Genomic DNA, 16,512 nt, shown 5'->3' on the forward strand with positions numbered 1-16,512 from the left:
GGGCTTCCATCAGCGCTGGCCTTCCCTGAACGCCTTGAGCCGCGCCTCGATCGCATCCTGGCGCTGCAGCCGCCCGAGTTCCTCTACCTCGACGGCCGCGGCGACGGGCTTGGTCGGGACCCCAGTCACACGCTCCACGGCCGCCAGCGCGTCGGCGAGCCGCTGGTCGTTGCGCTGAGAGGGCGTCACGGCTGCGGGAACGGCGCGCTCCGCCCGCTTGGCATCCTCCAGCCGCTTCATCGCATCGGCCCGGGCCGATGCTATGCTGCGCAGTGTGGTTTCGGCTTCGGCAATCTCGCCGGCGTTTTCGGCAATCGCCTTGGAGAGTGCCTCCCGTTGGGCTTCCAGATCGATCTGAACGCCCGTCGCGGCGCGGGCGAGATCCTCTCGCCCCTTCTCCAGGCCGATCTTGATCTTGCCGTCGAGGTCCCGGATCTCGGCATCGAGATCGTCGGCCTTGGCCCTGAGGCGGTGGCCGGCGGCAACGGCGACGCCGAGCGCGGCCCGCGCCTCCTCGGCGATCTTGCCGATCTCGCGCACGGCCTGTTGGGCAACCGCGGTGGGATTGGAGGCCTCAGCCGTATCGACCGCATTGTTGACGACACCGGCGATGACCCGCCCGAGCCGGGCGAGAATACCTTCGTTGGACATCGGGGTCTCCTTCTGAGAGTGGACGCTGGCCTGCACGCCGACATCGATATGCAGCGAGGGGCCTTCGAAGACGAGGCGGGCTTCGGCGAAATCGTCCCAGCCGCCACGATAGCCGCTGACCGAATAGGGCATGACCACCCGGCCATCGATGGTGGCGATGCTGACACTGTCCGGCCCCTTCACGGCGAACAGCTTGGAGTCGAGCGGAATGTCGTCGATCGGCACGCCCGACTGCCGCCGGCTGTGATCGCGCAGGGCCAGGGTCGCCATGCGCGAGGGTAGCCCGGTCTTCAGGCGGATTTCCTCATAGGCTTCCTCGTGCAAAGCGACGAGATTAGCCCCTTTGGTCCCGTCGAGAATGGCCATGGCCTGGCGATAGGCAATGAGGGTGGCCTGCAGCGCACCGCGATCTTCGGCGGTCGGCGCCAGGACGAAAACCATGGTGGCATCAGGCTTTCCGGTCATGTTTAATATAATAAAGCACTTCCTTGTTGCTTTCAAGGAAGAGAGGTGCATTTTTGGGCGTACTAGGTCAGAATCGGGGCGTAGACAGTGCGTTCGCCTCTTGCTTCCCAAGCGAGCGCTTCCAAAAAACGGACATCACGACATGCGGACATGTCGCTGCGATGTCCGCGCTCCTCGGGTTCAGTTGACGCTGCGCTTGGCGTAGGGGCTGTCGAGCGAGAAGGCCGGAATGGCGACCTCGAAATTCTCGCCGCTGTCGGCCACCATGAGATAGGTGCCCACCATCAGGCCGGACGGCGTTCCGAGGGGGCAGCCGGAAGTGTATTCGAAGCGCTCGCCGGGCTCCAGCACGGGCTGCTCACCGATGACGCCCGCGCCCCTGACTTCCTCTCGGCGGCCATTCTCGTCGGTGATTTCCCAGGCTCTCGACCGAAGCTGCACCGTTTCCGGGCCCATATTGGCGATCTCGACCGTGTAGGCCCAGAAATAGCGTCCCTCCGCCGGCCGCGATTCCTCGGCAAGGAATCGGGGGCGGACCGTCACTTTGATATGACGTGTGATGGCGCTGTACATGCCCTGATTTACGCATTCACGGGCTTCGCCGTCAAACCCGCTTATGGTCCGACCATTGCAGACTCCTTCGCGACTCTTCATGCTTTGCTGGTTTCCGTGCACAGGACCCGCCATGGCTGCCTCCGTCATTCTCGTCGATCCCCTGCCGCGTACGCTCGAACAGATCATGGCACCGCCGGTGCGAGCCCGGCTCGAACGTCTCGGACGCCTGGTCATCAGCGAAGCCAGGCCGATGAGTGACGACGAAATCGAGGCGCTGCTGCCCCACACCGTGGCCATCATCGGGCAGACGGCAATGCCCGCCGAGAGGCTGGAGCGCGCCCCGCGCCTCAAAGCCATCATCAATGTCGAAACGAATTTCCTGCCCAATATCGATTATGCCGCCTGCCAGGCGCGCGGCATCTGGGTGCTGACTCCGGCCTCGGCCTTCGCGGCTCCGGTGGCGGAAGCGACGCTGGGCCTTGCTCTCGACCTTGCACGCGGCATCAGCGCGGCCGACCGCACCTTCCGCGCCGGCACCGAAACCTATGGTCTGGAGGCCAATAGCGATACGATCCGCTTCGAAGGCGCCTCGGTCGGCATCATCGGCTTCGGGGATCTCGGCCGCAAATTCCGCGAACTCATCCGCCCGTTCCGCAACGAGGTCAGGGTCTACGACCCCTGGCTGCCGGCCGAGATCATCGAACGGCTGGATTGCCGGCAAAGCGACCTCATGACGCTGCTGGAAGGCAGCCGCTTCGTGGCGGTGTTCGCCGCCCCCACCACAGAAAACGCCCATTTCATCGGCGCATCTGAATTTGCCCGCATGCAGAAGGGCTCGGCCTTCCTTTTGATGAGCCGGGCTGCCGTCGTCGATTTTCCTGCCATGCTTGCCGCCGCGCGCAGCGGCCATATTCGCGTGGCCACCGACGTCTTTCCGGTCGAGCCGGTTCCGGCCGACGATCCCGTGCGGGCCACGCCGAACATGGTGTTCTCGGCCCATCGCACCGGCGGCACCAGGGATGCCCTGCTCGAGATCGGCAGCATGACGGTCGCCGATCTCGAACTCATCCTCAAGGGCTTGCCACCGCAGCTCTGTCGCCGCGCCGATCCCTCCCTTGCCAGCCGCCTGCGCTCCCAGCCGGTGAGCAAGACCTGATTCCGGCTTCCTATCCACGGCCTCTCCACTACACTCGGCAACGAGTCACGAGGACAGAGGAAACCGGCCCATGGATCGACGCCGCCTGGAAATGACCGTCTTGATGACACCGGACATGGCCAATTTCAGCGGCAAGGTGCATGGCGGCGCGCTGCTCAACCTGCTCGACCGCGTCGCCTTCTCCTGCGCTTCGCGGTTCTCGGGCCAATATGCGGTGACCCTGTCCGTCGACCAGGTGATGTTCAAGGAACCGATCCAGGTCGGGGAACTCGTCACTTTTTTGGCCTCGATCAACCACGCCGGCCGGACATCGATGGAGGTCGGCATCCGGGTGGAGGCGGAGAACATCCGCTCCGGTATGCGCCGGCACACCAATTCCTGCTACTTCACCATGGTCGCTGTTGACGACGAGGGTCGCCCCTCGGCCGTACCGGCTCTCGCAGTGAGCGGGCCGACAGAGGAACGCCGCTATAAGGCTGCGGAACTGCGACGAACCCTGCGCCGCGAGATCACTGCCCGTCTGGAAGCCGTGGCGGAGACCGGCGTCGACAGCGGCGGCTGACAGAGCTCCACCATCGACATATCAACTTGATCGAACCTAACGATCGAGATTATGCAGGTTTCCGATATGCCTATTTCAAGGCATGGAGTTTTGCAGTCGAGGTTGCGTTCGAGCGCCTCTTCCGCTTTGGCAAATTTTCATTGAGAGAAATTCTTCTCATGTCCAAGACCTTTATCGACCATATCAAGACCCGCCGCACGCAATATGCCCTGGGCAAGACGTTGCCCAAGAGCCAGGAAGAGATCTCACTGCTGATCCAGGACGTGATCAAGCACGTACCTTCCTCCTTCAACTCGCAGAGCTCGCGCGCCGTGATCCTGTTCGGCAAGCAGAGCGACAAGTTCTGGCACCTGACCAAGGAGATCCTGCGCAAGATCGTGCCGGCCGACAGCTTCGCCTCGACCGAGGCCAAGATGGACAGTTTCGCCGCCGGCGCTGGCACCGTGCTGTTCTTCGAGGACCAGAATGTGGTGAAGAACCTGCAGGAGCAGTTCCCGCTCTATGCCGACGCCTTCCCAGCCTTCTCCGAGCAGTCCGGCGGCATGGCTCAGTTCGCCGTATGGACGGCGCTGGCCGAGCATGGCATCGGCGCCAGCCTGCAGCACTATGCACCGCTGGTCGACGAGGCCGTGCAGAAGGAATGGCATGTGCCGACGTCCTGGAAGCTGCGCGCCCAGATGCCCTTCGGCTCCAACGAGCAGCCCTTCCCCGAGAAGAACTTCATGAGCGACAATGATCGCTTCAAGGTCTACAGCTGAGATCCGTCGATACGGGCTGGCGCCGTGAACCGGCGCTATGAGCGAATGATTGCGAGATCGTCAGGCCCGGCCTTGTGCCGGGCCTTGTCACATCCAATGAAAAGCGTGTGGGTGGCCTTGATCCACGCCCGAGAAACAGGCTACAAGATCGCAGCAATCGCTACGCGGGTGTAGTTCAGAGGTAGAACGTCAGCTTCCCAAGCTGAATGTCGTGGGTTCGATTCCCATCGCCCGCTCCAAAACCCCCTTTAAAGATCAACAGCTAAACGACTATCGCGCATTTGGCGAAAGCAGGTTGAACAAGGGCCCAGACGCAAAAGGCACCCCTCCAACCCGAAGATCGAGGGGGCGGATATGCCACTGTCCGCGCGGCAATGAGCTATCGTCGACGCGGCGGAAGCTTTGGCTGTGCGTTGGCCTTTTCCGAGGCCAAGGAAGGCGCTGCAATCTTGGCGACTGATACCCTGGTCGTGCCCGTCTCGATCATCCCGACGGCCTTGGCGGCTCCGTAGGAAAGGTCGATCATGCGACCCCGCTTGTGAGGGCCTCGGTCGGTGACGCGGACGACAACGCTCCTGTGGTTCTTGAGATTGGTAACGCGCAGCTTCGTTCCGAAAGGTAAGGAGCGATGGGCGGCAGTCAGTCCTGCTGGATTGAAGCGTTCTCCGTTTGCGGTACGATATCCCTTCAGCTCCTTGCCATAAAAGGATGCCGTGCCTAGGGTTTCTGCATGTCCAGAGACCATAGCCATGAATATAATGATCATGGAAAAGCTGAAAATTCCGCTTATGATACGCATGCCCATTCAGTCAATTCCTTCTGTAATTGACGATTAATTACGGTAGGAACCGAATGGTTTCGATTTTATTACCTGCCAGTTGCGACGGGGAGTGACGCGACCACTAACACGGCTCAAGAACTGCGAGGAGGCCCCCCCTAAGTCAAAATCACTACGGAACCTCGAAAGGACGCCAGCGTTTGTGAACTGGGGGTCTGCATTCAAGGGAGTAACCGAGTGAACAGCACAACGGACAAGGTCAAGGGTATCGCCAACAAGGTGGCGGGTTCGGTGAAGGAAGGCGTCGGCAAGGCCGTGGGTAATCAGGAGATGGAAGCCGATGGCGCGATTCAAAAAGCCAAAGGAGAGGTCCAGGAGGCCAAGGGCAAGGTCAAGGACGCGGTCAAGTCGGTAATCGACAAGGCGTGAATCCCAGACAATCCGATAGATGCAAAGGTGAATGAATGGATCGTCCCGAGGTTGGTTGGATCGCCGCGATAATCATTGGCGGCTTGGCCGGTTGGCTGGCTGAAATGTTCATGAAGAGCAATACCGGCGTCCTCATGAACATCATTCTTGGCATCGTAGGTGCGGCCCTCGCCAGCTTTCTGCTGGGCTTGCTAGGCGTGGGCTTCGGTGGGTGGCTGGGCTACCTTATCGCCGGCTTTATTGGCGCCTGCATCCTCATTGCCCTCGCGCGAATGCTCAGCGGCTCTCGCGTCTGATGCTCGAGGCCAGATGGGGCAAACGCCACCCCATCTGGCCTCTCTCGCGGCATACGACGGAAGATGCGCCTCGGCAGCGCCGAGCTTTTCCATTCAGCCTTGAAACGTCAGCATCATATCGTTGCGGCCTTGACTATTTCACCCCCGGGTGTTACCGGTAAGTAACATCAATGGAGAATCAGAAGGCTTTCGGGGGAAGGGGGTTCTCGCCGATTCAAACGGCTCCAACAGCCGCCCAAACATGGATCTTTTCGCCTGCATTGCGCATGTTTGAGTATGCGCCCACTAGGCAAGGGCCAGGTCGTTTCTTATTCAATAACGAAATAATATTTAATTTTTAGCTTGCGTGAAATTTCATCGCGCTTGTGGAGCATAAAACCTCCTCTTTGGAAGCTTTATCTCCGTATATTTTCGAAAGATTCCAGAAATGAAGATTATCATCACGTCTATATTTCTACTTCTTAGCGCCGTTACGGCCATCACGCTCACCTCGGTCTCGGCTGAACCTGCCGGCGACAACACGGCCATTACGCATGGGCAGGCCCACGAAGCCACGCCGGACACGCGTTTGCTCGCCTGACCAGCCAACGCCCTCCGGATCGGTCCAGCAGCCGGAGGGCGCTCCTTTAGCCGAATACCGCTTTCGTCAGCTTGTCCCGGTCGTAATTGGCCCCGCACAGCACCACCACATTGACCTGTTCGCGGCAAGCGCTCGCAACCTTGGCGAATCCCGCCAAGGCCAGGCCGGCAGAGCCTTCCACCAGCATGTTTTCCTTGAAGGCGAGATCGCGGAGTGCTGCGACGATTTCCTCTTCCGTGCAGATGATCGTCTCGTCGACCACCGACATTGCGAGACCAAGCGTCATCGTCTCCTCGGCGACACCGCCGGCGACGCCGTCGGCCAGCGTCTCCAGGTGCTCGGTCTCTACCACCTTGCCCGCCGCCATCGACATGGCGAAGGCGCAGGAATTGCGGGCTGCGATCCCATAGATGCGCGCGCCTGGCAGGAAGCTCTTCAACACGCTGCCGATCCCACTGATCAGCCCGCCCCCGCCCATCGCGATGAAGACATTGTCGATGGCGGGGTGCTGGTCGAGGAGTTCCAGCCCGATGGTGCCCTGCCCGGCCACCACATCGGGATCGTCATAGGCCGAGATATATTCATGGCCCTTGTCACGGGCGAGCTCGAGCGCATGCTGCTCGGAATACCAGGTCTCGGCGCCGAACAGCCGCGTTTCCACGCCATAGGAACGGATACGGGCGAGCTTGGCGGCAGCGACCGTTTCAGGCAGTACCACGGTGAGGTCCCGCCCGAAGGAACGGGCAGCCTGGGACGAGCCGATGCCATGATTGCCGGACGAGGCCGTGACGAGATGGCGTCCCGGCGCCATGGCCGAAATCTTGGCGCTGGCGCCGCGGATCTTGAAGGAGCCCGTGAGCTGAAAATTCTCGGCCTTGAAGAAGAGCTGGCTGCCTGCTTCGGCGCCGATCTGCCGCGACGGCAGCAGAGGCGTTTCGTAGATATGGGCCTTGATGCGCTGGCGCGCCTGCACGGAGCGGGCGGCCGAAGCCAGAACGTCGGGGTTCATGACAGTCTACTCCTTGGCTGACACCCGATATCCAGATCAGTGCCGCGCGATCTGGTGCAGGAAATCCCGGGTGCGGGGATGCTGGGGATTTTCGAAAAAGGCCTTGGGTTCGGCGCTCTCGACGATGCGGCCACCATCGAGGAAGACCACGCGGTCGGCCACATTCCTGGCAAAGCCCATTTCATGGGTCACCACAACCATGGTCAGCCCCTCGCGCGACAGATCCACCATGACATCGAGCACCTCCTTCACCATTTCGGGGTCGAGGGCGGAAGTTGGCTCGTCGAACAGCATCACCTTGGGCGCCATGCAAAGCGCCCGGGCGATGGCCACGCGCTGCTGCTGGCCACCGGAGAGTTGGCCGGGGTAGGAAGCGGCCTTATCGGCGAGGCGCATGCGCTCCAGCATCGCCATGGCGAGATCAGCCGCCTCCTTGCGCGCGAGGCCGCGCACGCGGCGCGGTGCCAGAATCAGATTTTCCAGCGCGGTTTTGTGCGGGAACAGGTTGAACTGCTGGAATACCATGCCGACCTCGCCGGCGAGGTCGAGCACATTGGTGCAATCGGGCGCAAGATGGTGGCCAGCGATGCGGATATCGCCACCACTGCGCGTCTCCAGGCCATTGAGGCAGCGGATCAGGGTCGACTTGCCCGAGCCCGACGGACCGCATAGCACCACCCGCTGGCCCTCCCCCACCGACAGGCTGACGCCCTTGAGCACGGTGTGGGGGCCATAGGCCTTGGTGAGATTGGAGGCCAGGATCATGGCGCGGCCTCCGCGGCCTGGCGGGAGGGCGCGCTCGCCTTGGACGACCCGAAGCCGGTCGAACGGAACAGCGCGCTCTCGCCGGCCCGGAAGATCAGGCTGAAGGCAAAGCCGACCAGGAGATAGACGAGGCCGGCGACGATGAATACTTCGAAGGGAGCATAGGTCTTGGCGGTAAAGGCACGCGCCGCGCCCGTCATCTCCATCACGGTCACGGCGCTCGCGAGCGAACTCGCCTTCAGGACGAGGATGAGCTCGTTGCCGATCGATGGGAAGATCGCCCGGTAGGCCTGAGGCAGCACAACATCGATAAAGGTGCGCCGGCGCGACAGGCCGAGCGACACGCAGGCCTCGAACTGCCCGGCTGGTATCTTGCGGATGCCGCCGGCGATCACCTCGGCGACATAGGCCGAGGAATTGATGCCGATCGCCAGGATGGCGCAATAGACGGGATCGCGCAGAACAGGCCACAGCACGCTGTTGCGAACCGCGGGAAACTGCGCCAGGCCGTAATAGAGAATGAAAAGCTGCACCAACAACGGACTGCCACGCAGCAGGAAGGTGTAGAGCCAAGTCGTCCCGCGCAGCAGGCGGAACTTCGAGGCCCGGCCAAGGGCGACCGGCAGCGCCACGAACTGCCCGACCGCAAAGGCAGCCAACGTGATCAGCAGCGTCAGCTTGAGCCCGGTCAAAACGACGGGAATGGCGCGCAGCAGCATTTCCAGGGACATGTCGCCTCCTAGAGCAAAGCGCGTTCATGAACGCTTGTTTGCTCTAACTCTTTGTTTCGACGCGCTTTGCGGTTCCAGATGACTCCGTCAAATCGCAAAACGCTTTACCGCATCCAGCTCAGACGGCTGTTTCCGAAGCTCAGAACAGCGGTCGAGACGGTGGTGATCAGGATAAAAAGGGCCGCGACGATGAGATAGAAGGTCATCGGCTGGTGGGTGGCACCGGCCGCCACCACGCCCTTGCGCATCAATTCCTCCAGCCCGACGATGGAGACAAGCGCGCTTTCCTTCAGGATCACCAGCCACTGATTGCCGAGGCCGGGAAGCGCGTGGGAGAACATCTGCGGCAGGATGATCTTGCGGAACAATTGGCCCTGCTTCAGGCCGAGGCTGCGCGCCGCCTCCCATTGGCCCGGAGGAATGGTTTGCAGGGCGCCGCGCATGATCTCGGTCAGATAGGCGCCCGACACGAAGGACAGCGCCGCGATGCCCGCCGCCAGCGCGCTGACCTCGACATAGGCTCCGACCAGTCCGGTGAGCAGCACCGTCCCGCCATAGAACACCAGGAAGATCACCAGGAGTTCCGGCAGGCCACGAATGACGGCCACGTAGGAGGCGACCAGCCAGCGCAGGGGCTTGGGCCCCGAACTCCAGGCGAAGACGGCGGCTATGGCAAGAACGAACCCCACCATGAAGCTGCCGACAGCCACTTGGAGGGTGACGAGAAGCCCCTGGAGGAGTTGCGGGAGATAGGCTGAAACCACGGACATGGAAGAGATCTCGCTTCGGGAGCACGTTGGAGTGCCCGTCCCCCTCCCCTGAAGCGGGAGGGGGCGTGCATTACATTGGCTCTAGGCGGTGCTCAGCGGCGCCGGCGGGTACGCTCATTTCTTCTTGAAGGAGACGTCGTACTTGAACCACTTCTCCGAAAGCTTGGCGACCGTGCCGTCGGCAAGCATGGCGTTGACGGCCTCGTCGATCCGCTTCTTCAGATCGTCCCGGCCCTTCTTCAGGGCAATGGCCTGCCCCCGGCCGAACTCGGCATAATCGGCACTGGTGATCAGCGGGCCAGCGATGGTGATACCGCTGTCCTTGCGGGACGACATCATGCCTTCCCAGGCGGAGCGCTCCATCAGTCCGGCATCGAGGCGACCGGCCACGATATCGTCGGCGACCTGCTCGGCCCGGTCATAGAGACGGACGTCGGCACCCTTGAAGTGAGCCCGGATCACGGCCTCGTGGGTCGACCCCGTCTGCGCGCCGATCACCTTGCCGGCCAGTCCTTCTTCGAGGGCCTTGGTATCCTTGGCCTGAGCAACGGGGCTCCCCGCAGCGACGACGATGTTGTTGGGCGCATCGGCATAGGGCGCCGAAAAATCGACCTGCTTCTCGCGCTCGTCATTGATCGACAAGCCCGACATGATCAGATCATATTTGCCGACCTGCAGCCCCGGCAACAGGCCGTCGAAAGCCTGGTTGCCCCAGCTGCAGTCGGCGCCGATGCGCTTGCAGACCTCGTTGCCGATATCGCGATCGAAGCCGACGATCTCATTGGCGGCATCAACCGACTCCCAGGGCGGAAAATCCGCGCTGGAGGCGATGCGCAGGCTCTCCGCCTTCGCGGCCGAAACGCTCAGCAACGCGGCGAGCGAAACCATCAATAGTCTCTTCACGGCAGTCCCCTCTCAAAACAAACTTGAACGGATGTGGGCGTGGCAGCCGCCCGCCAAGACGATGAAAAACGCCCTCACATCACCAGATCGGGCACCCTCTGCAGGGCGGTCCTGGCGATGGCGATGTCCTGGGTGGCAAGACCGGTGAGGTCGGCAATGGTGATCGCGTCGCTCGAACTGCGGCCCGGCTTCGATCCGTTCAGGATGGCACCGAGTTCGAGGCAGTCCTCCTGCCGGAACAAGCCGTCCTGGAAGGCGGTGGCGAACTCGCCATGGTCGAGGCTCTGGCTGGCGAGATCGGCCACCAGCAGATCGGCCCTTGCGATCAGGGCCGGATCCAGTTCCTGCTTGCCAGGCGCATCCGCCCCGACAGCGGTGACATGGGTGCCGGGCGTGATCCATTCGCTCGCCACATAGGGTGCGGTCGCGGGCGTGGTGGCGATGATCACGTCGGCCGAGCGGCAGGCTTCCTCCAGATCCGCGGCCTGCGACACCTGGATGGCGGAGCCAGCGAATTCGGCGACGAGTTCTCTTGCCTTTTGCGCCGAGCGCCCCCAGACGAGAAATTGCACGGGGCGCTTGGCCAGCGCCGCGGCGGCGCGGATCTGGAAACGCGCCTGCGTGCCGGTACCGAGCACGGCAAAGACCTCGCTGTCCGGACGGCAGAGAGCGAAGGTGGCGACGGCGCCACCGATGCCGGTGCGCAGATTGGTGAGCCAACCCTCGTCGTTCAGGATGGCGACGGTGGCGCCGGTAGCAGCTGAAATCGCGATCATCATGCCGCTGCTGGACGGCAAGCCACGTTTGGGATTGTCATAGAAGCCGGAAGCGATCTTCACCACGAAGATCGGATCGCCGGCGATATAGCCATATTTGATGTGGCAATCGGCATTCTGCGCGCGCAGCTCGAGATAGCCGACCGGCGGCACGTTGGCCCGTCCGTCCGCCACGGCGACATAGGCATCGGTGATGGCTGATATGGCGGCGGCGTCGATCGAAACCAACTCCTGGAGCTGGGCCAGCGAAAGGCTAATCATTTTTCATTTCTCAAATATTTGTAGACGGTCGCGCGCCCCATGCCGAGCACGCGCGAAATATAGGCGGCGGCATTCTTGCCGCTGAACGCACCGCTCTCGGCGAGCGCGACGACCAGGTCCTTGCGGTCGGCATGGGTCATCGCCGAAATCGCGACATTACGCCCATGCGTCCATTGCCGGATGAACTCGTTGATCCTTTCGTGCCAGTCCTCCTTGAATAAGGCGTCCGGCCGATAATGCGGCTCCGGCACACGCACGAGCGCCGACAGCGTCTGCATGACGGCGTGGAAATCGGAGACGTTGACATTGATGCACATCACGCCGAGCGGGCTGCCCGTCTCATCGCGCAGTACGACGGTAATCGATTTGAGAGCCCGGCCATCCCAATTGACCTTCTCATAGGGACCGATCACCGGATTGTGGCTGTCGAAGTCGACCTCATGCAGCAGCGAGGGTTCCCCGGGGACGCGCTTGGAGAAATTGCCGGCAAAATAGACGGCCTTGTCGGTGGAGAGCTCGTGCAGCACCACTTCGACATAAGGCTGAAACAAAGCAGCGATGGCGTCGCAGATCGGGCGATAGCGATGAAGGCTGTCCATTTGATCCGAGCAGGCTCCCGCCTCAATCCTGGCGGCCACCGCCAGCCTCTTCCAACACCTAGGATACTGGAAACAAAAAGTCCATAGAAGATTTTTTGTCTACGATAGAGCTTGCTCGGCGGTTGCCACCAACAAGCGGACGCCGGTGCCTATGATGGCATCGTTGAAATCGTAGTCGGGCTGGTGAAGCCGGCCATGCCGCTCCGACGGACCATTGCCGATCCAGGCATAGGCGCCGGGCAGATGCTCGAGGAAGGCGCCGAAATCGTCGCCCGCCATGGTCGGCACGCCGACATGCAAGGCCGGGCTTCCGGGCAATGCACGCGCAGCTCGCCTCATGATCTCGGCTTCGGCCGGTGTGTTCACCACCGGCGGGCTCGGCAGCTCGTCGAAGCCGATCTCGACCTCGGTCGAGGCGATCCTGGCGGCCGACTGAGCGATCTCCTCGATGCGCGTCCTCAGGAGAGCCAGAATGTCGGGGCGCAGGCCGCGGAAAGTGCCGGCCAGCGTAGCTTCGCGCGAAATCACGTTCTGAGCAAAACCACCCTGGAACGAGCCGACGGTGACGACGGCGGCATCGAGCGGATTGATGGCCCGGCCCACTGCCTGCTGGATGCCGGTGACGAAATGGCTGCCGGCCAGCACGGGATCGCCGGTCATGTGCGGCATGGCGGCGTGGCCGCCAGGCGCCTTGAACGTCAGGGTGAACTCCCCGGCCCCCGCCATCACCGGGCCGTCATGCACCACCACCTCGCCGGCCGACACATCGGGCCAATTGTGCAGGCCGAAAATATTGCGGACGGGGAAGCGCTCGAGCAGGCCGGCATCAAGCATGAGTTGGGCGCCGCCATAGCGTTCTTCCGCCGGCTGGAACACCAGATAGACCGTGCCGCGGAAACGGCGGGTCTGCGAGAGATGGGAAGCCGCGCCCAGAAGCATGGTCATATGCCCGTCATGGCCGCAGGCATGCATGGCACCTTGTATCTGCGAGCGATGGGCGAAGCTGTTGTGCTCGTCCATGGCGAGAGCATCCATGTCGGCGCGCAGGGCCACGCCCGGCCCCTCGCCGCTGCCCTCGACGACACCGACGACGCCATAGCCGCCGACACCGGTATGGACGGGAATTCCCATTTCGGTCAGGCGCTCGGCAACGAAGGCCGAGGTCCAGGCTTCCTCGCGGGAGATCTCCGGATGGCGGTGCAATTCGTGCCGCATCGCAATCAGGCGGGGCATGGCGTCGTCGACAATATCGGTCATCGCTGGAATCGTCCGTCAAATGGCAAGCATAGACGAACTAGTCCACAATGAATGTTTTGTCTATAAGTACGAGAGACGGTGATGCTGCCTCTACGGAGGCGGGCGCGAGATCGATATGCCGGCCCCGCTCCATCGGCATACCGATTGAGCGGGGCCGGCATATCGGATTTCGCACGCCTCACCCGCGCAGGCGCTTGCCGTTCTCGTCGAAGCGCAGGGTCCGTGCCGGATCCGGCGTGGCGTAGATGGCGGCACCCGGCTCAACCTGATACTCGCCCGAGAGACGCACCGTGATCGAGCCGGCCTTTTCGGTGTCGAGATAGAGATAGGTATCGGCGCCCAGATGCTCGGCATAGACCACAGTGCCCTTCCAGTCGCCGGCCTCGCGGCTGACGGTGACATGCTCGGGCCGCACACCGATGGTCTTCACGCTCTCGCCGAGGCGTCCGCCGTCGACGAAATTCATCTTGGGCGAGCCGATGAAGCCGGCGACGAAGGTGTTGTCAGGATCGTTGTAGAGCTGCATGGGCGCGCCGACCTGCTCGATATGGCCGCCATTCAGCACCACGATCTTGTCGGCCAGAGTCATGGCCTCGACTTGATCATGCGTCACATAGACCATCGTCGCCTTGAGGCGCTGGTGAAGCTGGGCAATCTCGATGCGGGTGTTAACACGGAGCGCTGCGTCGAGATTGGACAAGGGCTCGTCGAACAGGAAGAGCTTGGGCTCACGCACCACGGCACGGCCGATGGCGACGCGCTGGCGCTGGCCGCCGGAGAGCTCGGAGGGCCGGCGCTCGAGATAAGGCTCGAGAGCGAGCATGGTCGAGACCTTCTTGATGCGCCTGTCGATCTCGGCCTTGTCTTCGCCAGCCTGCTTGAGGCCCAGACCCATATTGTTGCGCACGGTGAGGTGGGGATAGAGCGCATAGCTCTGGAACACCATGGCGATGCCGCGCTTGGCAGGCGGCACGTCGTTGACAGGCTGGCCGTCGATCTTCACGGCGCCAGAGGTGGTGTCCTCCAGCCCCGCGATGATGCGCAGCAGGGTGGACTTGCCGCAGCCCGACGGCCCCACGAAGACGACGAATTCGCCGTCTTTCACGTCCAGATTGATCCCCTTGAGGATGTCGACCGAACCGAACGACTTCTTCACATTCTCGATATTCAGCGAACCCATGATACTTCCCCTAAAGGTTGACGGTGGGGCGCATGCGCGCTTCTTCATCCGCTCGATGCGGACCACGAAAGAATTTCATTGCAGATTGGGGGGAGGCCGGATGCCCTTAAGCCGGCTCATCACCATGCCGTCTCGCGCTGAGCGGGGCGGCATGGCGTGGAGCCAGGCTCTACTTGACGGCGCCCGAGGTGATGCCGCGGATGAGCTGCCGCGAGAAGATCACATAGAGCACCAGCACCGGCAGGATCGCGAGTGACAGCGCCGCCAGTACGGCATTCCAATTGGTGACGAACTGCCCAATGAAGACCTGCGTACCGAGCGTGATGGTCTTGGTGCTCTCGCCCGGTGCCAGGATCAGCGGGAACCACAGATCGTTCCAGATCGGGATCATGGTGAAGACCGCAACCGTTGCCATGGCCGGCCGCACCAGCGGCAGGACGAGGCGGAAGAAGATACGGTATTCCGACAATCCGTCGATGCGACCGGCGTTCTTGAGATCGTCCGAGACCTGTTTCATGAACTCGGACAGGATGAACACGGCCAGCGGCAGACCCTGCGCCGTATAGACCAGGATGAGGGACGTCAGCGTGTTGACCAGACCGCTGGCGACCATGAGCTGCAGGATGGCGACGGTGCCGAGTTTGATCGGGATCATGATGCCCAGGGCCAAATAGAGGCCCATTAGCGTGTTGCCTTTGAAGCGATATTCGGCGAGCGCAAAGGCCGCCATGCCGCCAAGCAGCAGCACGAAGAACAGGGAGACCACCGTGACGATCATGCTGTTCTGGAAGTAGAGGAAGAAGTCGCCCTGGGCGAGCACGGTCTTGTAGCCGATGGCGTCGAAGGTGGCCGGTCCCGGCGGTGTCAGGGGCGAGCGGAAGATCGCATCCCTCGATTTGAAGGAGTTGATCAGGACCAGGATCACCGGGAACAGGGCGATCGCTGTGTAGACGATCAGCACCGTATGGGCGGCGATCGAACGGGCCGGAGAGTGCGTGGCTTTGCTCATGTCGATCTCCTCAGAACTGATACCGCCGCAGCCGTGTCTGGATGGCGAACAGATAGACGCACACGCCGGCCAGGATGATGAAGAACATCATGGAGGCGATGGTGGCGCCCATGTTCGGATCGCCGAGTTGCAGCTGGAAGCCGAAGAAGGTGCGGTAGAGAAAGGTGCCGAGAATGTCGGTCGAATAGTTCGGCCCGGCCAGCGCTCCCTGCGCCGAGTAGATCAGGTCGAAGGCATTGAAATTGCCGACGAAGGTGAGGATCGAGATGATGCCGATCGAAGGCAGGATCAGCGGCAGCTTAATCTTCCAGAACTGAGCAACGCCGGTGATGCCGTCCATCTCGGCCGCCTCGACCACCTCCTCGGGGATCGATAGCAAGGCGGCATAGATCAGCATCATCGGAATGCCCACGAACTGCCAGACCGAGACGAGGCCGAGCGTGGTCAATGCATAGGCTTCCTTGCCGAGCAGCGGCGTGAACCAGCTCTTGAGGCCGATCAGGTCCAGCATCGAGGGCGCCACGCCCCAGAGCGGGGAGAGGATCAGCTTCCACACGAAGCCGACGATCACGAAGGACAGCACGGTCGGGATGAAAATCGCCGTGCGGTAGAAAGCCGCAAAGCGCAGCTTGGGATGGGAAAGCAGGGCCGCCAGCACGACGCCTATCGGGTTCTGGACCACCATGTGGATGAGGAAGAACCAGCAATTGTTGCGCAGGGCATTCCAGAAGCTGGAGGCCCAGCGCGGGTCGCCGAACAGCGTGCGGAAATTGTCGAGTCCCGCGAAATGCGACACACCATCGACGGTCCGGAACAGCGAAAGCTGCAGGGTGCCGATCAGCGGCAGGATCATCACGAGCGTGTAGATGATGACGGCTGGCGCCAGAAAAATTGGAATGTGCCAGCGAAACGCTTTTCTATTTGGTGAATCTTCGAGAGACATTGCAGCAATCCTCGCATGTGCGTTGCTGTTGTCGGAGACGGCGATGATGGAGGGGATGGCCGCGCCTTCTCGAGGCGCG

General features: G+C 62.1%; 20 protein-coding genes and 1 tRNA gene. 7 read left to right on the plus strand and 14 right to left on the minus strand.

Annotation, left to right across the window (positions count from 1 at the left end; all coding sequences use genetic code 11):
- Positions 1-9 precede the first annotated feature (9 nt).
- Together ACN6KF_RS16395 and apaG are read right to left on the minus strand one after the other, a co-directional pair.
- Complete coding sequence (locus ACN6KF_RS16395; protein ID WP_434957860.1) at positions 10-1,116, minus strand: PspA/IM30 family protein; 1,107 nt, start codon at positions 1,114-1,116, stop codon at positions 10-12.
- 180 nt (positions 1,117-1,296) lie between these two features.
- A complete protein-coding gene (gene apaG / locus ACN6KF_RS16400; RefSeq protein WP_149253924.1) occupies positions 1,297-1,689 on the minus strand; it encodes a Co2+/Mg2+ efflux protein ApaG in 393 nt (130 codons plus the stop codon).
- Between the two features lie 112 nt (positions 1,690-1,801).
- On the opposite strand from apaG, the gene ACN6KF_RS16405 reads away from it, so the two are divergent.
- From ACN6KF_RS16405 to ACN6KF_RS16420, 4 genes are all read left to right on the plus strand, one after another.
- Entirely contained in the window at positions 1,802-2,827 is a 1,026-nt protein-coding gene (locus ACN6KF_RS16405) for a hydroxyacid dehydrogenase (protein WP_434957861.1), read from the plus strand.
- Positions 2,828-2,897: 70 nt separating this feature from the next.
- Positions 2,898-3,389 carry an acyl-CoA thioesterase gene (locus tag ACN6KF_RS16410; RefSeq protein ID WP_434957862.1) on the plus strand — a complete coding sequence of 164 codons (492 nt, stop codon included), beginning with the start codon at positions 2,898-2,900 and terminating at the stop codon, positions 3,387-3,389.
- A 158-nt stretch (positions 3,390-3,547) separates the two neighbouring features.
- Positions 3,548-4,147 (plus strand): nitroreductase family protein, encoded by a 600-nt coding sequence (locus tag ACN6KF_RS16415; protein ID WP_434957863.1) that lies wholly within the window; start codon positions 3,548-3,550, stop codon positions 4,145-4,147.
- A 164-nt stretch (positions 4,148-4,311) separates the two neighbouring features.
- A tRNA-Gly gene (locus tag ACN6KF_RS16420) sits at positions 4,312-4,386 on the plus strand.
- Positions 4,387-4,526: 140 nt separating this feature from the next.
- Here ACN6KF_RS16420 and ACN6KF_RS16425 read toward each other — a convergent pair.
- Entirely contained in the window at positions 4,527-4,952 is a 426-nt protein-coding gene (locus ACN6KF_RS16425; RefSeq protein ID WP_434957864.1) for a septal ring lytic transglycosylase RlpA family protein, read from the minus strand.
- 210 nt (positions 4,953-5,162) lie between these two features.
- On the opposite strand from ACN6KF_RS16425, the gene ACN6KF_RS16430 reads away from it, so the two are divergent.
- The 3 genes from ACN6KF_RS16430 (at position 5,163) to ACN6KF_RS16440 (ending at position 6,230) form a co-directional block, all read left to right on the plus strand.
- Complete coding sequence (locus tag ACN6KF_RS16430) at positions 5,163-5,354, plus strand: CsbD family protein (protein ID WP_434957865.1); 192 nt, start codon at positions 5,163-5,165, stop codon at positions 5,352-5,354.
- A 35-nt stretch (positions 5,355-5,389) separates the two neighbouring features.
- Positions 5,390-5,650 carry a GlsB/YeaQ/YmgE family stress response membrane protein gene (locus ACN6KF_RS16435; protein ID WP_068288273.1) on the plus strand — a complete coding sequence of 87 codons (261 nt, stop codon included), beginning with the start codon at positions 5,390-5,392 and terminating at the stop codon, positions 5,648-5,650.
- Positions 5,651-6,077: 427 nt separating this feature from the next.
- Complete coding sequence (locus ACN6KF_RS16440; RefSeq protein ID WP_434957866.1) at positions 6,078-6,230, plus strand: hypothetical protein; 153 nt, start codon at positions 6,078-6,080, stop codon at positions 6,228-6,230.
- 46 nt (positions 6,231-6,276) lie between these two features.
- On the opposite strand, the gene ACN6KF_RS16445 is transcribed toward ACN6KF_RS16440, so the two are convergent.
- From ACN6KF_RS16445 to ACN6KF_RS16495, 11 genes are all read right to left on the minus strand, one after another.
- Positions 6,277-7,239: a pyridoxal-phosphate dependent enzyme gene (locus ACN6KF_RS16445; RefSeq protein ID WP_434957867.1), complete on the minus strand. Its 963-nt coding sequence runs from the start codon at positions 7,237-7,239 to the stop codon at positions 6,277-6,279.
- Between the two features lie 36 nt (positions 7,240-7,275).
- Positions 7,276-8,004, minus strand: coding sequence for an amino acid ABC transporter ATP-binding protein (locus tag ACN6KF_RS16450; RefSeq protein WP_434957868.1), 729 nt, complete (start codon positions 8,002-8,004; stop codon positions 7,276-7,278).
- Positions 8,001-8,735 carry an ABC transporter permease gene (locus tag ACN6KF_RS16455; protein WP_434957869.1) on the minus strand — a complete coding sequence of 245 codons (735 nt, stop codon included), beginning with the start codon at positions 8,733-8,735 and terminating at the stop codon, positions 8,001-8,003. The genes ACN6KF_RS16450 and ACN6KF_RS16455 overlap by 4 nt, the downstream gene beginning before the upstream one ends.
- A 104-nt stretch (positions 8,736-8,839) precedes the next feature.
- Positions 8,840-9,505, minus strand: coding sequence for an ABC transporter permease (locus ACN6KF_RS16460; protein ID WP_434957870.1), 666 nt, complete (start codon positions 9,503-9,505; stop codon positions 8,840-8,842).
- Positions 9,506-9,619: 114 nt separating this feature from the next.
- Positions 9,620-10,408 carry a transporter substrate-binding domain-containing protein gene (locus ACN6KF_RS16465; RefSeq protein WP_434957871.1) on the minus strand — a complete coding sequence of 263 codons (789 nt, stop codon included), beginning with the start codon at positions 10,406-10,408 and terminating at the stop codon, positions 9,620-9,622.
- 74 nt (positions 10,409-10,482) lie between these two features.
- The gene (locus ACN6KF_RS16470; RefSeq protein WP_434957872.1) at positions 10,483-11,445 is read right to left on the minus strand and encodes an ornithine cyclodeaminase family protein; all 963 of its coding nucleotides are present in this window, start codon (positions 11,443-11,445) and stop codon (positions 10,483-10,485) included.
- A complete protein-coding gene (locus ACN6KF_RS16475; protein WP_434957873.1) occupies positions 11,442-12,044 on the minus strand; it encodes a helix-turn-helix transcriptional regulator in 603 nt (200 codons plus the stop codon). Before ACN6KF_RS16475 ends, ACN6KF_RS16470 begins: the two co-directional genes overlap by 4 nt.
- Positions 12,045-12,143: 99 nt before the next feature.
- Entirely contained in the window at positions 12,144-13,301 is a 1,158-nt protein-coding gene (locus tag ACN6KF_RS16480) for a M20 metallopeptidase family protein (RefSeq protein ID WP_434957874.1), read from the minus strand.
- Between the two features lie 178 nt (positions 13,302-13,479).
- On the minus strand, positions 13,480-14,481 hold the full coding sequence (locus ACN6KF_RS16485) for an ABC transporter ATP-binding protein (protein WP_434957875.1): 1,002 nt from the start codon (positions 14,479-14,481) through the stop codon (positions 13,480-13,482).
- 169 nt (positions 14,482-14,650) lie between these two features.
- Positions 14,651-15,490 (minus strand): carbohydrate ABC transporter permease, encoded by an 840-nt coding sequence (locus tag ACN6KF_RS16490; RefSeq protein WP_434957876.1) that lies wholly within the window; start codon positions 15,488-15,490, stop codon positions 14,651-14,653.
- Positions 15,491-15,500: 10 nt separating this feature from the next.
- Complete coding sequence (locus ACN6KF_RS16495; protein ID WP_434957877.1) at positions 15,501-16,433, minus strand: carbohydrate ABC transporter permease; 933 nt, start codon at positions 16,431-16,433, stop codon at positions 15,501-15,503.
- Between the last annotated feature and the right edge of the window lie 79 nt (positions 16,434-16,512).

The sequence above is a fragment of the Labrys methylaminiphilus subsp. lupini genome, from assembly GCF_051161885.1.
Lineage (GTDB): Bacteria > Pseudomonadota > Alphaproteobacteria > Rhizobiales > Labraceae > Labrys.